This is a genomic window from Arenimonas alkanexedens, from assembly GCF_054781355.1.
In genome coordinates this window covers 493766-511855 of sequence record NZ_BAAGUO010000001.1, presented here as the reverse complement: position 1 = coordinate 511855, position 18090 = coordinate 493766, and the positions used below count along the sequence as shown (strand labels likewise).

The window sequence follows — 18090 nt, the reverse complement described above, 5'->3', positions numbered from 1 at the left end:
CAGACGAGCCGGGAACCGGCCTTGGTCAGTGCACGTCGCGCCAGTACTCAACCTTGAGCAGGTAGGCGATGAAGGTGAAGAAGGCCAGGAACAGGATCACCCACACGCCAACCGACTCGCGCTTGAGCGCCGCCGGCTCGGCCACGTACTGCAGGAAGGCGCTGATGTCGCGCGCCACCTGGTCGTAGGCCTTGGCGTCCAGGCGACCCGGCTGGGCCAGCTCGAGACCGGTCACGTGCGGCATGCCGTCCGCGCCCTGCTCATAGACCGGACGCTGAATGCCCTGCATTTCCCAGAGCACGTGCGGCATCGAGGCGCCCGGGAACACGGTGTTGTTCCAGCCCAGCGGGCGCGCCTCGTCGACGTAGAAGCCCTTGAGATAGCTGTAGATCCAGTCCGGACCGCTCGCGCGGGCGCGGGCGGCCAGGCTCAGGTCGGGCGGGGCCTTGCCGAACCAGGCGTCACCATCACCGGCGCTGATGCCGGTATTGATGTTCTCGCCGATCTTGGCGTGCGACGGCATCAGGTTCTGTTCCACCAGCTCCGGGCTCAGGCCCAGGTCGTCCGCGATCCGCTGGTAGCGGTGCATGGACAGGGCATGGCAGCCGGCGCAGTAGTTCATGTAAAGACCGGCGCCGCGCTGGAGCGAGGCGCGATCGCTGAGATCGGTGCCCGACGATTCCAGCGGCCCGGCGCTGGCGGCGAAGCCCAGCGAGGGCGCGAAGGCCAGCAGGAGGGCGAAGAGACGAAGCTTAGTCATGCTCGGGCACCCGCTCGGGAACGGCCTTGGTCTGGCCCATCGCGGACCAGATCGGCATCAGGATGAAGAAGGCGAAGTAGTAGCCGGTGAGGATCTGGGCGACCAGCTTCTGGGTATCGGAACCGGTCTGCGCACCCAGCCAGCCCAGCACCACGAAGCTCACCACGAAGATGGCGACAAGGATCTTGTGCAGCATGGGGCGGTAGCGGATGGACTTTACCTTGCAGCGGTCGAGCCAGGGCAACGCGAACAGGATCATGGTGGCACCGCCCATCACGATCACGCCGAACAGCTTGTCGGGGATCGCGCGCAACATCGCGTAGAACGGGGTGAAGTACCACACCGGCTTGATGTGCGCCGGGGTCACCAGCGGGTCGGCCTCGATGAAGTTGTCCCACTCGAGGAACCAGCCGCCCATGGTCGGGGCGAAGAAGATGATGAAGGCGAACAGGATCAGGAAGAAGCCGGCGCCGAACAGATCTTTCACCGTGTAGTACGGGTGGAAGGGGATGCCATCCTTGGGAATGCCGGTGGTCTTGTCCTTGACCTTCTTGATGTCGACGCCTTCGGGGTTGTTCGAACCCACCTCATGCAGCGCACCCAGGTGCAGAACGACCAGAAGCAGCAGTACCAGCGGGACCGCGATCACATGCAGGGCGAAGAAGCGGTTGAGGGTGGCGTCGGCGACCAGATAGTCACCGCGGATCCATTCCGTCAGGCCGTTGCCGACCACCGGTATCGCGCCGAACAGGTTGATGATCACCTGCGCGCCCCAGTAGGACATCTGGCCCCAGGGCAGCACGTAGCCCATGAAGGCTTCGGCCATCAGCACCAGGAAGATCATCACGCCCAGCACCCAGACCAGCTCACGCGGCTTCTGATAGGAACCGTAGACCAGGCCGCGGAACATGTGCAGGTAGACCACCACGAAGAACAGCGAGGCGCCGGTGCTGTGCATGTAGCGGATCAGCCAGCCCCACTCGACGTCGCGCATGATGTACTCGACCGAAGCGAAGGCCTCGGCCGCGGACGGCTTGTAGTGCATCGTCAGGAAGATACCGGTGACGATCTGGTTGACCAGCACCAGCATGGCCAGCGAGCCAAAGTAGTACCAGAGGTTGAAGTTCTTCGGAGCGTAGTACTCCGACATGTGCTTCTTGTACGCCGGGATCAGGCCCGGGGTGCGGTCATTGAACCAGCCGGTGACCGACTCGACCGTGCGGTTGATTACGTTGGCCATCACGCAGCTCCTTCGGGGGCGACGCCTACGATGACGCGGTTGTCGTCAACGAAGTGATAAGGCGGAACCTCGAGGTTGGACGGCGCCGGCACACCCTGGTACACCCGGCCCGCCAGGTCGAAGCGCGAGTTGTGGCAAGGGCAGTAGAAACCGCCCTGCCACTCGCTGTCGAAGGCCTGCGGCTGCAGCTCGGGCACGTAGGTCGGCGAGCAGCCCAGATGGGTGCAGATGCCGACGATGACCGCGAGCTCGGGCTTGATCGAGCGGGCGATGTTCTTGGCGAAGGCCGGCGTCTGGTCGAGGTTCTCCGACTCCGGATCGCGCAGGCGGTCGTTTATGGTCGGCAGTGCGGCCAGCTGCTGCGGCGTGCGCTTGAATATCCACACCGGCTTGCCGCGCCACTGCACGATCATGCGCATGCCCGGCTCGCCATCGATCTTGCTGATGTCGACTTCGACCGGTGCGCCGGACACTTTGGCCCGTGCGCTCGGCTTCCAGGAACTGATGAACGGCACCGCGACACCTGCCACGCCCACCGCGCCAACAACGGCGGTGGTGGCGGTCAGGAAGCGGCGACGGCCTGTATTGACCCCTTCGTTAGCCATCCGGCTCTCCGAAAATCTTGCTAAGTGGCTGGAAACAGAAATGCGGGGCGATCCAGCCCCCGCAAAGACGCGCAATTGTAGCGGACCGGGCGTGGCAGCCACAACGCCGCCGATATCCGGCTCAGCGGCTGGCCAGGGCGCCCCGGTAGCGTTCGGCCAGCGTGCCCACGCGCACGACGTAGCGCTGGGTCTCGGCATAGGGCGGCACGCCGCCATGGCGGTCCACCGCGCCTTCACCGGCGTTGTAGCCTGCGGCAGCCAGGGTCAGGTTGCCTTCGTAGCGCTTCAGCAGCCAGGCCAGGTATTGCACCCCGCCGCGGATGTTCTGGCTGGGGTCAAACACGTCCGCGACCCCGAAACGGCTGGCCGTGGCGGGAATCAGCTGCATCAGGCCCTGGGCCCCGGCATGGGACACGGCGTTGGGCCGGAAGGCCGATTCGGCGTGGATGATGGCGCGGACCACGGCCTCGTCCACCCCGAACTCGGCGGCGGCGGCGCGGACCTCGGCGGCATAGGCGTCGGTATTGAGCCGCACAGTGCCGAAGTCGACCCCCGCCAGCACCCCGCAGGCGTAGCAGGCCTCGACGTAGCTGAACAACAGGCGGGCGCCGGTGTCGCCGGCCGGCCGGACATTGGTGTAATGGGTCACGCCGTCGCGCTCGTAGCGATACATCGCGCCCCGGGTGACGCGGGCGCCGCTGGCCTTGGGCGCAGCCTGCAGCGACTGGCCGGGGGCGGCGGTGCGGAATTCGACCCGGGCCGCCGACGTGGCCCGGGGCTGGCTGGACGCCCCCGCCACGGCAGCCGCCGGGGCGGCCGGCGCCGGACCCTTGGGTCGCGCGTCGGCCGATGTGTAGTTGGAGATGACCGCGCAGCTGGCGCCCGCCACCCGCTTGCCGGTGTAATTGGGAATGCCGTCGGCGCCGGTGCACTTATATAGCGTCCCGGCCCAGGCCGGAGGAGCCAGGATCAGGCAAGCCACTGCTAGGGAGCGAAACAGGGTCATGGCGCGTATGTACTCCAACCCGACCCGAAAGCCAAGCTTCCTGGCCCTGTGAGAGGGGTAAACTGGCGCCCCACACGGAACGGATTAACCGCCGCCATGCCCGTGAACTCGCCCGCCCGGGGCAAGCTCCACATCAAGACCCACGGCTGTCAGATGAACGAATACGACTCGGCCAAGATGGCCGACGTACTCGCCGCCGAACACGGCCTGGAGCTGACCGACGACGAGGCCGAGGCCGACGTCATCCTGGTCAACACCTGCTCGATCCGTGAAAAGGCCGAGGACAAGGTGTTCTCGCTGATCGGCAAGTGGAAGCATTTGAAGAACGCCAAGCCGGTGATCATCGGCGTCGGCGGCTGCGTGGCCAGCCAGGAAGGCGAAGCCATCCTGCGACGGGCGCCTTATGTGGACCTGGTGTTCGGGCCGCAGACCCTGCATCGCCTGCCGCAGATGATCGAGGCGCGCCGCGCCACGGGCCGGGCGCAGGTAGACATCAGCTTCCCCGAGGTGGAAAAGTTCGACCGCCTGCCCGAACCGCGCGCCCAGGGCGCTAGCGCCTACGTATCGGTGATCGAAGGCTGCAGCAAGTACTGCTCCTTCTGCGTGGTGCCCTACACCCGCGGCGAAGAGGTTTCGCGACCGTTCGACGACGTCCTGCTCGAATGCGCCCAGCTGACGGCACAGGGCGTGCGCGAGATCCATCTGCTGGGACAGAACGTCAACGCCTACCGCGGTCCGATCGGGAGCGAGGGCGACACCGCCGACCTGGCCACCCTGGTGCGCGCCATCGCCACCCTCGATGGCGTCGGCCGCATCCGCTACACCACCTCGCATCCGGTCGAGTTCTCGGACGCGCTGATCGAAGCGCATCGCGACGTGCCACAGCTCGCCAGCTATCTGCACCTGCCGGTGCAGTCGGGTTCGGATCGGATATTGGCGGCGATGAAGCGCGGCCACACGGTGCTGGAGTACAAAGCGCGCATTCGTCGCCTGCGCGAGGCCAAGCCCGGCATCGTCATCGCTTCGGACTTCATCGTCGGTTTCCCGGGCGAGACCGATCGCGATTTCGAAGCGACCCTGAAGCTGGTCGAAGAGATCGGCTTCGACCAGAGCTATTGCTTCGCCTATTCGCGCCGCCCGGGCACGCCGGCCGCCAACCTGCACGACGAGGTACTGCCGGCGGTGGCCAGCGAGCGCCTGCACCGGCTGCAGGCGGCGATCAATGCCAGCGCGCGGCGGATATCCGAGGCCATGGTCGGCGGCATCGAACGCATCCTGGTCGAAGGACCCAGCGCCCGCGACCCGGGCGAGCTGACCGGCAAGACCGAGAACATGCGCAACGTGAACTTCCCGGGCCATCCGCGCCTGGTCGGCCAGTTCGTCGACCTGCGCATCACCGAGGCACGCACCAACTCCCTGCGCGGCGAGATCGTCGCGGTGGCCGGGGACAACCCAACGAGGCTTTCGTGAGCAAAGACGCCGTACACCGCGATTTCGTACTCGAACCCGAGGACAACGAGAGGCTGGCCAACCTTGCCGGACCCTTCGACGAGCACCTTCGGCAGATGGAGCTTCGGCTGGGCGTCGAGATCGCCAACCGTGGCCATGTTTTCCGGGTCAGCGGCGAGGCCAAGGCCGCGGCGGCGGCGGAAAAGTTGCTGCGCAAGCTCTACCAGGACGCCGCCGAAGAAGTGCTCGATCCGCAGCGGATCCACAGCCAGCTCGGCAGTGCCCATCTGGAACGCATCACCGGCGAGGATGGCTTCGAGCCGCAGGAAGTGGCGATCAAGGTCAAGCGCGGCACCGTGCGCGGTCGCGGCGTTAATCAGGCCAAATACCTGCAGGCGATCACCGCCCACGACATCAACTTCGGCATCGGCCCAGCCGGCACCGGCAAGACTTTCCTGGCGGTGGCCAGCGCGGTCGAGGCGCTCAACGAGAGCCGCGTGCAGCGGCTGCTGCTGGTGCGGCCGGCGGTGGAGGCCGGCGAGAAGCTTGGCTTCCTGCCCGGCGACCTGAGCCAGAAAGTCGACCCTTACCTGCGGCCGCTGTATGACGCGCTGTACGAAATGCTGGGCGTCGAAAAGGTGGCCAAGCTGCTCGAGCGCAACGTCATCGAGATCGCGCCTTTGGCCTACATGCGCGGACGCACCCTCAACGATGCCTACGTAATCCTGGACGAAGCCCAGAACACCAGCATCGAGCAAATGAAGATGTTCCTGACCCGCATCGGCTTCGGCAGCACCGCGGTGATCACCGGCGACCTGAGCCAGATCGACCTGCCCAAGCACCAGAAGTCCGGCCTGCGCGACGCGATCGACGTATTGCGCGGCGTCGAGGGCATCAGCTTCACCTTCTTCACCGCCCACGACGTGGTGCGGCATCCACTGGTGGCACGCATCGTCCGCGCCTACGATGCCCGCGACGGGAAGGAATCGCAGGAATGACCAAGGGTCCGGTCCAACTCGACGTCAGCGTCAGCTATGGCCTGCCCCGCGCCGGCCTGCCCGCGGCCGTCAGTTTGCGCCGCTGGGCCGCCGCCGCGGCGCAGGGTCGTATCAAGCGCGCCGACCTGGCCATCCGGCTGGTGGACGCCAAGGAAGGCCGCGCCCTGAACCGGCACTACCGCGGCAAGGACTACGCCACCAACGTGCTGAGCTTTCCGGTGGAACTTCCGGAGGGCGTCAACCTGCCGCTGTTGGGCGACCTGGTGATCTGCGCCCCGGTGGTCGCCAAAGAAGCGCTGGAACAGGGCAAGCCGCTGTCCGCTCATTACGCCCACCTGACCATCCACGGTGTCCTGCACCTGCTGGGCCTGGACCACGAGGACGAGCGCGAGGCCGAAGCGATGGAGCAGATGGAGCGCGAGATCCTGGCCAGCCTGGGCCTTCCCGACCCTTACTGAGGCCTAGGTTCGGCGGTTCGGCGAATCATGCGCGGGCGATCGCGCCCTCGCGCGCGCCGCTGCGATCCGTCGCTTTCGAATCAATGACGCAGCGCGGCGCCCGCCCGAGCAGTTCCGGGAGCGCGTTGCGGGCGGGAACGTTGTCTCGCCGCAGCAATTCCCAGTGTCCGAAGGAGAATGGTGTCAGGTGCAGCAGGTCGCAGACGTGACTGCCCAACCGGGCCAGCAGGCCGGGCACCGGGATGCGCCAGGCGGGACGCGGCGAGTGCAGCCGCCGCAGGGCGGCGAGGTAGTCGACCAGCGTGAAGGCTTGCTCGCCACCCAATTCGAATTCGGCGGGACCGTCGTCACCGGCCAGACGCGGGCGCTTGGCCAGGATCGTCAGGGCCTCACCCAGGTCGCGCACATCGAGCGCGGCAATCCGCCCGCTGGCGTCCGCCGGCAGGGCGTGGATCGGCCAGCGCGCAACGCGCCGGATCCAGGCGGCGCCGTAGCCACCCGTTTCGGCATCCAGCAGGGAGGGCCGGACGATGCAGCAGTCCGCCCCGCTGCGACGCAGGGCGGCCTCACCGTCGGCCTTCGAGCGCAGGAAACCGCTGCACATCGGTGCCTGCAGGCCCAGGGCCGAGACATGCACCAGTCGCCGACCGCGGCGGCGGCAGGCTTCGGCCAGTGCCGCTGGCGCCAGGTGGTGAACCCGCTGATAGGTTTCGCGGCCGCGTGAGCGCAGGATGCCGACGCAGTTCAGCACGACGTCGGCCTCGTCCAGCAGCGGCAGCCAGTCTTGTGCTGCCAGCAGGCGCTCGAAGCGCACCTGGTGGCGGACGCAGGCCTGGGCCGCTTCGGGCAATCGCCGATCCAGGCGTCCCGGGTGCCGGCTGCCGATCGCCACCGTCACGCCGGCCTCCAGCAGGGACGCCACGGCATACCGGCCGATGAACCCGCCGCCGCCGAGCACCAGGACGCGGAGAGGGGGCGGTTCTTGCTTGCGAGGATCGCGCATGAGCTGGTCTCAGTTTTGTCAGTCTTTTCTGTCTTGACAGAAATATATGCCGAGACTAGCCTGACCGCAAGCCACCCTGCCCGCCGCGGATTTCCGCCATGACCGAAGCCCCTGCCGACTATCTCCAGGACCCGCTGAGCCCGATCAGCCGGCGCTTCGTCCTGCACTGGGGCGAGATGGGTTCGCGCTGGGGCGTGAACCGCACCGTGGCCCAGGTACATGCCCTGCTGTTCCTGGCCGGCCGGCCGATGGACGCCGAAACCATCGCCTCGGTGCTGCGGGTGGCGCGCTCGAACGTCAGCAACAGCCTGCGCGAGCTGATGAACCTCAAGCTGGTCAGGGTGTCGCACCTGGTCGGCGAACGCCGAGATCATTTCGAGACTTCACGCGACGTGTGGGAGCTGTTCCGTACCGTGGTCATGGAACGCAAGGCACGCGAGTTCGACCCAACCGTGAACCTGCTGCAGGAACTCACCAGCGACCCCGGCTTCCCGGGCGAGGACGCCGGTGCCCGCCAGCGCATGCAGGACACCCTGGCCCTGATGTTGGCCCTGTCGTCCTGGGGCGAGGAAATGCTCAGGCTCGAGCCCGCGACCTTGATGAAAGTGATGAAGCTGGGAAGCCGCATCCAGAAACTGATCCGCGAGGGAAACAAGTCATGACCACCGCCACCTGGCCGCTGTTGATCTACTACGACGCGTCCTGCCCGCTCTGCCGCGAGGAAATGCACGCCCTCAAAGCCTATGACGCGTCCGCCCACCTGACCCTGGTGGACGCCTCCGCACCGGGCTTCACCGATGCCGAGCTCAACGCGGCCGGTATTCCCCAGGCCGAGCTGATGCGGCTGATCCACGCCCGCGACGCCGCCGGCAGGTGGTTCATCGGCGTCGAAGTGTTCGAACTGGCCTACACCGCCGCCGGCCTGCCCGGCATGGCGGCACTCTGGGGTAATCCCCGACTGCGGCCGTTTTGGAACCGGGTCTACCCCTGGATCGCGCGTTTGCGTCAGCCGCTGTCCTGGCTCGGCCTGAATCGCGCCTATGGCTGGCTGGTCCGGCGCGCCGCGGCCCGCGCCCAGGCCCGCGCCGGCGCCTGCAGCACCGGCCGCTGCGAGCTGCCCCCGAACTGATCCGCCCAGCCCCGGCCCGGCCCCGCCCGGTTCACGCGCCGGAAATGAACGCTCCGGCATCTGCGGTTACACTTGCCGCACCGCCCCCTGGCGCCTGCCTTGCCGAGATGTCCGAAGATTCCCCTAGTAGCCCGCCGGAACGCCGCTCCTGGCTTGAACGCCTGAGCCTGGCCTTTTCCGGCGAACCCCAGACCCTCGACGATATCGTCGAGATCCTTCGCGATGCCCAGGTCAATGGCCTGCTTGGCGCCGATACGCTGAAGATGCTCGAGGGCGCCCTGTCGGTGTCCGAGCAGCAGGTCGGCGACATCATGCTGCCGCGCTCGCAAATGGTGTCCCTGCCGCTCGACGCCAACTTCCTGGACCTGACCAAGATGGTGGTCGAATCGGGGCACTCCCGGTTCCCGGTCCACGGCGAAGACCGCGATGAAATCCTTGGCATCCTGCTGGCCAAAGACCTGCTGCGCGGCATGGTTGCCGACGGCGGCCCGTCCAGCGTTCGCGAACTGCTGCGGCCGGCGGTGCTTATCCCCGAGTCGAAGCGACTGAACGTACTGCTCAAGGAGTTCCGGCTGTCGCGCAACCACATGGCCATCGTGGTGGATGAGTACGGCGGCGTCGCCGGCCTGGTCACCATCGAGGACGTGCTGGAGCAGATCGTCGGCGAGATTGACGACGAGCACGATGACGCCGACGAGGCCAAGCTGATCGCGGCGCAGGCCGACGGCCAGTTCCTGGTCGATGCCCTGACCCCGATCTCGGACTTCAACGAGCAGTTCCGTGCCGACTTCGACGACGACGAATACGACACCATAGGCGGACTGGTCACCTCGGCCATCGGCCACCTGCCCGAAGCGGGCGAAGAGCTGTCGCTGGGCCGCTTCCACTTCCGCGTCGGCCGCGCCGACCAGCGCCGCGTGCACACCTTCGTGCTGAGCGTCCATGGCCCGGAGTAATTGGCGCCTGGCCCTGGCGCTCGCGTTCTGGCTGGCCACCACCCTGCTGAGCCCGGCGATGGCGCAGGACGCGCCGCGCATCGGCGTGGTGACGATGGAACCGGGCGAGATTTTCTTCGAGCGCTTCGGCCACAACGCGATCGTCGTTGACGACCCGGCCACCGGCCAACAGACCTCGTACAACTTCGGCTTTTTCGATATGGACGAGCCGAATTTCTTCGGCGACTTCATCAGCGGCGAGATGCGCTATTGGCTGGTGGCGCTGCCGCTGGAGCAGGACATGGCCCGCTATCGCCAGCTGGGCCGCGGCGCCAGCCTGCAGTGGCTTGACCTAGAAGACGAACAGGCGCGCGCCCTGGCCGAATCCCTGCGGGTCCGCGCCAGCGGCGACGAGGCCCGCTACCGCTACGACTACTTCACCAGCAATTGCTCCACCCAGGTCCGGGACGCCTTGGACCAGGCCCTGGGCGGCACGCTGAAGACCCAGCTCACCGGCCGCTCGCAGGGCAACACCTACCGCAGCGAGTCGGTCCGCCTGGCAACGCCTGCCGCGTGGATGGCGATCGGCTTCCATCTCGGCCTGGCCGACTACGCCGACCGGCCGCTGTCGCGCTGGGAAGAGTCCTTTATCCCCATGCGCCTGCGCGATGCCCTGCGCGAAGTGCGCCTGGCCGACGGCCGGCCCTTGGTGATATCCGAGGAAATCCTGCACGCGCACCGCATCGGCCAGCCGCCATCCGAAGCCCCGCGACTGCGGATACCGGCGCTGGTGGCCGGCATCGTGCTGGCGCTGGGCGTGCTGTGGCTGGGCCGGCGCGCACCGCGCGTGCTGGCCGGTGCCGCCATCGGCTTCTGGACCGTCGCAGGCCTGGCCGGCGTGACCATGCTCCTGATCTGGTTCGGCAGCGCCCACGTCGCCGGGCACGGCAACGAGAACCTGCTGCTGCTCAGCCCGCTGTGCCTGCTGCTGATCCCCGGCGGCTGGGCCCGCCTGCGCGGCCGCGAACCTTCGGCGCGCTTCCGTTGGCTGCTGTGGATCGTGGTAGCCGGCGCGGCCCTGGCGGGTTTCCTGAAGTTCATGCCGTTCCGGCCGCAGGAAAACGTCGAATGGGTCTTGCTGCTGCTGCCGCTGCACTGGGCCCTGCTGCGCCGCCTCGACCCCGGTCGCTGACGGCTTGCCGGCACCGGCCCCGCGGCCGATGATGCCGGCATGGAAAACCCAAGCACCCCAGCGCCCAACGCCATCGTAAACTGTGTCCGCTACGGCCGGGACGGCAGTCGCCGCGACCTGCCCCTGCAGGAGATCAGCGACGTGCTGGCGATCGACGACGGCAGCTTCATCTGGGTGGGGCTGTACGAGCCGGAGGAGTCGCTGCTGGACTCGCTGCAGGAGGAGTTCGACCTGCACGACCTGGCCGTGGAGGACGCCCACCACGCCCACCAGCGGCCGAAGATCGAGGCCTACGGCAACTCGCTGTTCATCGCCGCACACACCGCCCAGGCGATTGACGGCCAGGTCTCGTTCGGCGAAACCCATGTCTTCGTCGGCCTGCGTTACCTGATCACGGTGCGCCACGGCAACTCGCTGTCCTACAGTTCGGTGCGCACCCGCTGCGAGCGGGAGCCGGAACTGCTGGCGCTGGGGCCGACCTACGGCCTGTACGCCGTGCTCGACTTCATCGTCGACAACTACCTGCCGATCGTCGACGAATTCCAGGGAAAGCTGGACGCACTCGAGAAGGACATCTTCGCCGAGAACTTCTCGCGCGAAACGGTGCGGAAGCTGTACGAGCTCAAGCGCGAGCTGACCACGCTGCGGCTGGCGGTAGCACCGATGCAGGACATCACCGGACAGCTCACGCGCGTCCACACACAGCTGGTGGGCGAAGAAATGCGCCTGTACTTCCGCGACGTGTTCGACCACACCCAGCGGGTCAATGACGCCACTGACACCCTGCGCGAAATGCTGACCGCCGCGATGTCGGTCAACCTGGCCCTGGTCACGGTGGCCCAGGGCGAGGTGGTCAAACGTCTGGCCGGCTGGGCCGGCCTGCTGGCCGCACCCACCCTGATCGCCAGCTGGTACGGCATGAACTTCGAAAACATGCCCGAGATGCAGGGCCGCTATAGCTACGGCGTCATGGTTGCCATCACCGCGGGCATCGTCGGCGGACTATTTATCCTGCTGCGTCGCGCCCGCTGGATCTGAGCCCGCGCTCCCGTCGCTGAAAACCTTCAGGCGCTGCGCGCCTGCATCATCGCGTCCGCGAATTCGAAGGCTTGGCGCGCCAGAGCATCCCGTTCCAGCCGCGGCACGCCCGCCTGCTTGGGCGCCTGGATCAAGGCCGCGGCGATATGGGCGGCGAACAGGTCGCGGGGGCTGGGGTTGGCGTCCGCTGTGGACGACGGTTTGCTGCCAGTAGGGCTCATTGCAATTCCTTGGATCGGGGGGACAGCTGCGCAGCTTGCCCCGCCCGGCCGAAGGCTGGCGTGACGGGCGCCGGCTTGACGTCGGTCAAGGCGGGGAGGGCCGACGCTCCCTAACCTGCATGCCATGACCACGATCCCTCCCTTCGACGCCGAGCTGCTGCGCCGCTACGACAAGCCGGGGCCGCGCTATACCTCCTATCCGACCGCGCCCCAGTTCAAGACCGGGTTTGGCGACGCCGAATTCCGGCGCGCCGCGCAGAAGACCAACGAGGACCCGATTCCGCGCCGCCTGTCGCTCTACGTGCACGTGCCGTTCTGCTTCAGCCCCTGCTTCTACTGCGGCTGCAACCGCATCATCACCCGCGACTTTGGCCGCGCCGAGCCCTACCTGGCGCGCCTGGTCCGCGAGGCTTCGCTGCTGGGACCGCTGTTCGACCGCGACCGCGACGTCATGCAGCTGCACCTGGGCGGCGGCACCCCGAACTTCCTGACCCCGCACCAGATCGGCGAACTGCTCGACACCCTGGGCCGGCACTTCCACTTCAGCCAAAGCCCGGCGCGCGACTTCTCGATCGAGATTGACCCGCGGGTGATCAAGCCCGGCGACATCGAGGCCCTGGCCGAGCTGGGCTTCAACCGCGCCAGCCTGGGCGTGCAGGACTTTGATCCGGCCGTGCAGGCGGCGGTGAACCGCATCCAGTCGGTGGACGAGACCAATGCCGTGATCCGCAATTGTCGCCGCAGCGGTTTCCGCTCGGTGAACGTGGACCTGATCTACGGCCTGCCGCTGCAGACCCGCGAGGGCTTCGAGCGCACGCTCGAGACCGTCATCGCCACCCGCCCGGACCGCCTGGCGGTCTACAGCTATGCGCACATGCCGCAGCTTTTCCGCCCACAGCAGCGCATTGACGAAAGCCAGCTGCCCAGCGCCGAAGAGAAGCTCGGCCTCCTGCAGCTGTCAATCCAGATGCTGTCGGCCGCCGGCTACCGCTATATCGGCATGGACCACTTCGCCCTGCCCAGCGACGACCTCAGCCAGGCCCAGGCCCAGGGCAAGCTGCACCGTAACTTCATGGGCTACACCACCCACGCCGACTGCGATTTGATCGGCCTGGGCGTGAGCGCGATCAGCCACGTCGGTGACACCTACAGCCAGAGCCCCCGGGACCTGCCGTCCTGGGAAATCGCCCTGGACGAAGGCCGCCTGCCAACCTGGCGCGGCATGGCCCTGGACGCCGACGACGTGCTCCGGGCCGACCTGATCCAGCAGCTGATGTGCCACGGCTCAGTCGACTTCGCGCCGCTTGAGCTGCGCCACGAGATCGACTTCCAGGAATACTTTGCCGAGGACCTGGCCCGGCTGGCCCCGCTGGTCGCCGACGGCCTGGTGGTGATCGAGGCCGACCGCATCCGCGCCACCGAGCGCGGACGCCTGCTGGTGCGTATCATTGCGGCATGTTTCGACCGCTATCTACACCAGGCCCAGGCCGAACCCGCACGCTTCTCGAAAGCGATCTGACCGTCTCCGTCGCCCGGAGCCGGCCATGAGCCCGACCGCCCGCCGGCGCGCCCTGCCTTCGCCCGCCGCCGCCGACGACGGCGACGAGCTGCATTTTTGCAGCACCTGCGCGTTCTCGGATGCCTGCCTGTCCCAGGGTTTCGGCAAGTCCGACCTGATGGACCTGCACGTGCTGGTCGAGCACATCGGCCCCTTCCGCGAAGGCGAGCACATCTTCCGGGAGGGCGAGGAGTTCAATGCCATCGCCGCCGTGCGCGCGGGAACCGTCAAGACCTACGTGCTCGACGCCTCGGGTCATGAACAGGTGCTGGGCTTCCACCTGCCCGGCGAGATCATCGGCCTTAGCGCCATCAGCCAGTCCCGCTACCCCTGTAACGCGGTAGCGCTGGACACGGTGATGCTGTGCCGTTTCTCGTTCCCGAAGATGGCCGTGCTGGCCACGCGCATGCCGGGCCTGCAGGCGCAGCTGTTCAAGCTGCTGAGCGAGGACATCGGCAAGGCCTCACTGCTGGCCGGCGACTTCAGCGCGGACGAGCGCATGGCCGCCTTCCTGGTGGCGCTGTCGCGCCGCTACGCGCGCCGTGGTTTCTCGCCCACGCGCCTGCACCTGACCATGACCCGCACCGACATCGCCAACTATCTGCGGCTGGCGCCGGAAACGGTGAGCCGCGTGCTCAAGCGGCTGCAGGACGAGAAGCTGGTGCTGGTCGAGCGTCGCGAGCTCGAAATCCTTGACCCCGCCCGTCTCGAAGCCCTCGCGCTCCACGTCCTTCGCCACTAATCGCCGCCCGCCCTGTGGGAGGGAATTGATTCCCGATGCGCCGCACGCGCCCAGCTTGCGCTCCCGACTGCCGGGAGCTTGATCTGGGTCAGGGACGCTAAGGCGGCGGAAGCTGAACATTGCGACATCCTGAACCGGAGAGTCGTCATGAGCAGTACCCGCAAGCTATGGATCGCACTCGCGATCCTGCTCGCTGTCTCTTTCACCGTCCTGCTATGGGTCGGTGGCGAGATCCATCGAGAGATGCCACCCGTACCCGAACAAGTCGTCACACAAAGTGGCGAAGTGGTCTTCACCCGTTCCGACATCGAAGTGGGACGCCAGGTCTGGCAGACCACCGGCGGCCAGCAGTTGGGCTCGGTGTGGGGCCACGGCAGCTACGTTGCCCCCGACTGGACCGCCGACTGGCTGCACCGCGAAGCCATCGACATCCTCGACCAGTGGGCGCGTCGCGACTACTCGGTGGCCGGTTTCGAGGCCCTGGGCAAGGCAGAGCAGGCGGCATTGACCGTCCGTCTCTCCGAAATGATGCGCGCCAACACCTATGACGCGGACACGAAGTCGGTAGTGATCGACGACGACCGCGCCCTGGCCATCAGCAATGTCTCCGCGCACTACCAGAGCCTGTTCGGCAACGATCCGGCCACGGCGGTGCTGCGCGAGAACTATGCGATGAAGAACAACACCGTCGCCGATGCCGAACACCGGCGCGCGATGACGGCGTTCTACTGGTGGACCGCCTGGTCGGCCGTCACCCAGCGGCCGGGCAAGGAAATCACCTACACCAACAACTGGCCGCATGAACCGTTGGTGGGCAACGTTCCGCCGTCGAACCTGTTCATGTGGACCGTGTTCAGCGTCCTGTTCCTGCTGGCGGGCATCGCCCTGCTGGGCTGGCACTACGCCGTCACCCACGGCAAGGAAGAGGAGCCGCTGAAGCTGCCGGACACCGATCCGCTGGCGAAGGTCGTGGTCACGCCCTCGATGAAGGCGACGGCCAAGTATTTCTGGATCGTGATCGCGCTGTTCCTGGTGCAGATCCTGCTGGGCGCCATCACCGCGCACTACCAGGTGGAAGGCCAGGAAGCCTACGGCTTCGCGCTGGCCGAATACCTGCCGTATTCACTAACCCGCAGCTGGCACACGCAGCTGGCGGTGCTATGGATTGCCACCGCCTGGCTGGGCATGGGCCTGTACATCGGACCGGCCATTTCCGGGCATGAGCCGAAATTCCAGGCGTTGGGGGTCCACATACTTTGGGTCTGCCTGATCATCATCGTGGTCGGCGCCTTCGTAGGCCAGTGGTTCGCGGTGATGCAGAAGCTGGGCCTGGCCCACAACTTCTGGTTCGGCCACCAGGGCTGGGAATACGTCGACATTGGTCGCTTCTGGCAGTGGTTCCTGTTCATCGGCCTGGGCCTGTGGCTGACGCTGGTGGGCCGCTGCCTGGTCCCCGCGATCCGCGCGGGCGGCGAGTCCAAGTCCATCACCAGCCTGCTCTTCCTCTCCACCGTCGCGATTGGCGTGTTCTACGGCGCCGGCCTGATGTGGGGCGAGCACACGCACCTTTCGATGGTCGAATACTGGCGCTGGTGGGTCGTGCATCTGTGGGTCGAGGGCTTCTTCGAAGTGTTCGCCACCGCAGTCATCGCCTTCCTGTTCACCAAGCTGGGCCTGATCAAGAACAGCACGGCCACCGTGGCGGTCCTGTTCGCGACCATCGTGTTCATGGCTGGCGGCGTGCTCGGCACCCTGCACCACCTGTACTTCACCGGCACGCCGGTGGCGGTGATCGCGCTGGGTGCTTCGTTCTCCGCGCTGGAAGTGGTGCCGCTGGCCTACATCGGCTTCGAGGCTTACCACACCTTCAAGCTTGGCCATGCCACGCCCTGGATGCAGCGCTACAAGTGGCCGATCCTGTTCTTCGTGGCGGTCGCCTTCTGGAACCTGGTGGGTGCCGGCCTGTTCGGCTTCCTGATCAATCCGCCGCTGCCGCTGTACTACATGCAGGGCCTGAACCTGACCCCGCTGCACGGTCACACGGCGCTGTTCGGTGTGTACGGCATGCTGGGCATTGGTCTGATGCTGTTCTGCCTGCGCGGTCTGAAGCCGGACGCGATCTGGCCGGAAGCCCCGCTGCGCACTAGCTTCTGGGCTTTGAACATCGGCCTGGTCGGGATGGCGGTATTCACTCTGCTGCCGATCGGCATCCTGCAGCTCAACGCAGCGATCGAACACGGGTACTGGTACGCGCGTTCGGCCGATTTCATGCAGCAGCCGCTGATTGAAATGCTGGTGTGGATGCGGGTGCCGGGCGATACGATCTTCAGTGTCGGTGCGGTGGCGCTGGCCTGGTTCGTGGCGCGGCTCTGGATCGCGCCCAAGCGTGCTCCGGTGGCTGAGGTCGCTACCGAAACCGCTGGCTGATCGTTATCACGTTTGTCCAAGGGCGGGGCCGAGCAATCGGCCCCGCCTTTTTCTTTTCGGGTGACTTGGGTCAAGGCGACCCGGGCGGTGGCTTGTCAGCATGGCGACATGGACAACACGCGCCCCAAAACTCTCGACTTGACCGTTCTCGCGGCTGCACCGCATCGGCTCCTGTTCTTCATCGGCGCGGCCAATGTGCTCGCGGCGATGGCCTGGTGGACCGGCTGGCTGGGAGGCTGGCTACCGACACCGAGCGTCCCGGCGGGCTGGATGCATGCTTTCATCATGCAATATCAGGTGCTGCCGGCCTTTATCTTTGGCTTCCTGCTGACCGTCTTCCCACGCTGGATGGCGCAGACCGACGCCAGTCGCTGGCACTACCTGCCGGTGGGCCTTGGCCTGGTTGCGGGTCAGGTGCTGGTGCTGGTCGGACTGGTCACGGGCTCGGCGATGCTGGTGCACCTGGGCGTCATCAACACCATCGCAGGCTGGGTGACGGCGATGGCCGTGCTGGCCGGCTGGCTCGCGCGCGACCGCAGCGGGAACTGGCACGCGATGTCCTGCTTCGGCGGGCTGTTGATGGGCTTGGCGGGGCTGCTCGCCTTCGCCGCCTACCTGCATCTGCCGGGCGAACCGCGGCTGGCCTTCGCCATGCTCAAGATCGGCACCTTCGGCCTGCTGGTCCCCGTGTATTCGACGGTCGCGCACCGGATGTTCCCCTTCTTCGCCAGCAACGTGGTTGCCGGCTACCGTCCGTGGCGGCCCATGTGGCTGCTGGCGATCAGCTGGCCGCTGTGGCTGGGCCATGTCGCGCTGGAGCTGGCGCACCTGTACCAGTGGCTGTGGCTGGTGGACCTGCCGCTGCTAGCGCTGGGGATCGTGACCCTGTGGCGTTGGTGGCCGCGGGGCAAGGCGCCCGCCCTGCTGCGGGTGCTGTTCATCGGCTATTCCTGGCTGCCGATCGCGCTGGCGCTGTATGCCGCCCAAAGCCTGTGGTTCCTGGGTACCGGTGAATTCACGCTGGGGCGTGCACCGGTACACGCGGTGTCGGTTGGTTTCTTCGGCAGTCTGCTGGTCGCCATGGTGACCCGCGTCACCCAGGGACATTCTGGGCGGCCGCTGGTGCTGGGTCGCATTCCCGCCATCGCCTTTATCGGCATGCAGATCGTGTCGCTGATGCGGGTGGGCGCGGAACTGGCGGCGAATCCGGCGCCCTGGTTCCTGGCGGCCAGCATCGGCTGGCTGGTGGTTTTCCTGCCCTGGGTTCTTCGCTCGCTGTGGATCTATGCCTCGCCGCGCATCGATGGCCGGCCGGGCTGAGGGCGCGAA

Annotated in this window: 18 protein-coding genes; 12 read left to right on the top strand and 6 right to left on the bottom strand. The window is 66.8% G+C overall.

Annotated features, from left to right (window positions below):
* Window positions 1-25: 25 nt before the first annotated feature.
* The 4 genes from ACYVGY_RS02325 to ACYVGY_RS02310 form a co-directional block, all read right to left on the bottom strand.
* Window positions 26-760 carry a cytochrome c1 gene (locus tag ACYVGY_RS02325; RefSeq protein ID WP_460455872.1) on the bottom strand — a complete coding sequence of 245 codons (735 nt, stop codon included), beginning with the start codon at window positions 758-760 and terminating at the stop codon, window positions 26-28.
* On the bottom strand, window positions 753-2000 hold the full coding sequence (locus ACYVGY_RS02320; protein WP_460455871.1) for a cytochrome b: 1248 nt from the start codon (window positions 1998-2000) through the stop codon (window positions 753-755). Before ACYVGY_RS02320 ends, ACYVGY_RS02325 begins: the two co-directional genes overlap by 8 nt.
* The gene (gene petA, locus ACYVGY_RS02315; RefSeq protein ID WP_460455870.1) at window positions 2000-2605 is read right to left on the bottom strand and encodes a ubiquinol-cytochrome c reductase iron-sulfur subunit; all 606 of its coding nucleotides are present in this window, start codon (window positions 2603-2605) and stop codon (window positions 2000-2002) included. Before petA ends, ACYVGY_RS02320 begins: the two co-directional genes overlap by 1 nt.
* Before the next feature lie 121 nt (window positions 2606-2726).
* Window positions 2727-3611 carry a lytic transglycosylase domain-containing protein gene (locus ACYVGY_RS02310; RefSeq protein WP_460455869.1) on the bottom strand — a complete coding sequence of 295 codons (885 nt, stop codon included), beginning with the start codon at window positions 3609-3611 and terminating at the stop codon, window positions 2727-2729.
* A 96-nt stretch (window positions 3612-3707) separates the two neighbouring features.
* Here ACYVGY_RS02310 and miaB point away from each other — a divergent pair, with 96 nt between their 5' ends.
* From miaB to ybeY, 3 genes are read left to right on the top strand one after another with little or no spacing between them, the layout of a single operon-like run.
* The gene (gene miaB, locus ACYVGY_RS02305; RefSeq protein WP_460455868.1) at window positions 3708-5081 is read left to right on the top strand and encodes a tRNA (N6-isopentenyl adenosine(37)-C2)-methylthiotransferase MiaB; all 1374 of its coding nucleotides are present in this window, start codon (window positions 3708-3710) and stop codon (window positions 5079-5081) included.
* On the top strand, window positions 5078-6058 hold the full coding sequence (locus ACYVGY_RS02300) for a PhoH family protein (RefSeq protein WP_460455867.1): 981 nt from the start codon (window positions 5078-5080) through the stop codon (window positions 6056-6058). The genes miaB and ACYVGY_RS02300 overlap by 4 nt, the downstream gene beginning before the upstream one ends.
* On the top strand, window positions 6055-6516 hold the full coding sequence (gene ybeY / locus ACYVGY_RS02295) for an rRNA maturation RNase YbeY (RefSeq protein ID WP_460455866.1): 462 nt from the start codon (window positions 6055-6057) through the stop codon (window positions 6514-6516). Before ACYVGY_RS02300 ends, ybeY begins: the two co-directional genes overlap by 4 nt.
* A 25-nt stretch (window positions 6517-6541) precedes the next feature.
* Here ybeY and ACYVGY_RS02290 read toward each other — a convergent pair whose 3' ends face one another.
* Window positions 6542-7519 (bottom strand): NAD(P)H-binding protein, encoded by a 978-nt coding sequence (locus tag ACYVGY_RS02290; RefSeq protein WP_460455865.1) that lies wholly within the window; start codon window positions 7517-7519, stop codon window positions 6542-6544.
* Between the two features lie 98 nt (window positions 7520-7617).
* Here ACYVGY_RS02290 and ACYVGY_RS02285 point away from each other — a divergent pair, with 98 nt between their 5' ends.
* The 5 genes from ACYVGY_RS02285 (at window position 7618) to ACYVGY_RS02265 (ending at window position 11813) form a co-directional block, all read left to right on the top strand.
* Window positions 7618-8181 carry a GbsR/MarR family transcriptional regulator gene (locus ACYVGY_RS02285; protein ID WP_460455864.1) on the top strand — a complete coding sequence of 188 codons (564 nt, stop codon included), beginning with the start codon at window positions 7618-7620 and terminating at the stop codon, window positions 8179-8181.
* Window positions 8178-8648 carry a thiol-disulfide oxidoreductase DCC family protein gene (locus ACYVGY_RS02280; protein WP_460455863.1) on the top strand — a complete coding sequence of 157 codons (471 nt, stop codon included), beginning with the start codon at window positions 8178-8180 and terminating at the stop codon, window positions 8646-8648. Before ACYVGY_RS02285 ends, ACYVGY_RS02280 begins: the two co-directional genes overlap by 4 nt.
* Window positions 8649-8755: 107 nt before the next feature.
* On the top strand, window positions 8756-9604 hold the full coding sequence (locus ACYVGY_RS02275) for an HlyC/CorC family transporter (RefSeq protein WP_460455862.1): 849 nt from the start codon (window positions 8756-8758) through the stop codon (window positions 9602-9604).
* Window positions 9591-10775, top strand: coding sequence for a lipoprotein N-acyltransferase Lnb domain-containing protein (locus tag ACYVGY_RS02270; protein WP_460455861.1), 1185 nt, complete (start codon window positions 9591-9593; stop codon window positions 10773-10775). Before ACYVGY_RS02275 ends, ACYVGY_RS02270 begins: the two co-directional genes overlap by 14 nt.
* A gap of 39 nt (window positions 10776-10814) precedes the next feature.
* The gene (locus tag ACYVGY_RS02265) at window positions 10815-11813 is read left to right on the top strand and encodes a magnesium and cobalt transport protein CorA (RefSeq protein ID WP_460455860.1); all 999 of its coding nucleotides are present in this window, start codon (window positions 10815-10817) and stop codon (window positions 11811-11813) included.
* 26 nt (window positions 11814-11839) lie between these two features.
* Here the strand turns inward: ACYVGY_RS02265 and ACYVGY_RS02260 are convergent, their stop codons facing one another.
* Window positions 11840-12034: a hypothetical protein gene (locus ACYVGY_RS02260; protein WP_460455859.1), complete on the bottom strand. Its 195-nt coding sequence runs from the start codon at window positions 12032-12034 to the stop codon at window positions 11840-11842.
* A gap of 124 nt (window positions 12035-12158) precedes the next feature.
* Here ACYVGY_RS02260 and hemN point away from each other — a divergent pair, with 124 nt between their 5' ends.
* The 4 genes from hemN (at window position 12159) to ACYVGY_RS02240 (ending at window position 18081) form a co-directional block, all read left to right on the top strand.
* Entirely contained in the window at window positions 12159-13553 is a 1395-nt protein-coding gene (gene hemN / locus ACYVGY_RS02255) for an oxygen-independent coproporphyrinogen III oxidase (protein WP_460455858.1), read from the top strand.
* Window positions 13554-13578: 25 nt separating this feature from the next.
* Window positions 13579-14334, top strand: a complete 756-nt coding sequence (locus ACYVGY_RS02250) for a helix-turn-helix domain-containing protein (protein WP_460455857.1) — start codon at window positions 13579-13581, stop codon at window positions 14332-14334.
* 147 nt (window positions 14335-14481) lie between these two features.
* Window positions 14482-16761 carry a nitric-oxide reductase large subunit gene (locus tag ACYVGY_RS02245; protein ID WP_460455856.1) on the top strand — a complete coding sequence of 760 codons (2280 nt, stop codon included), beginning with the start codon at window positions 14482-14484 and terminating at the stop codon, window positions 16759-16761.
* A gap of 108 nt (window positions 16762-16869) precedes the next feature.
* Entirely contained in the window at window positions 16870-18081 is a 1212-nt protein-coding gene (locus tag ACYVGY_RS02240; protein ID WP_460455855.1) for an NnrS family protein, read from the top strand.
* Window positions 18082-18090: the final 9 nt, after the last annotated feature.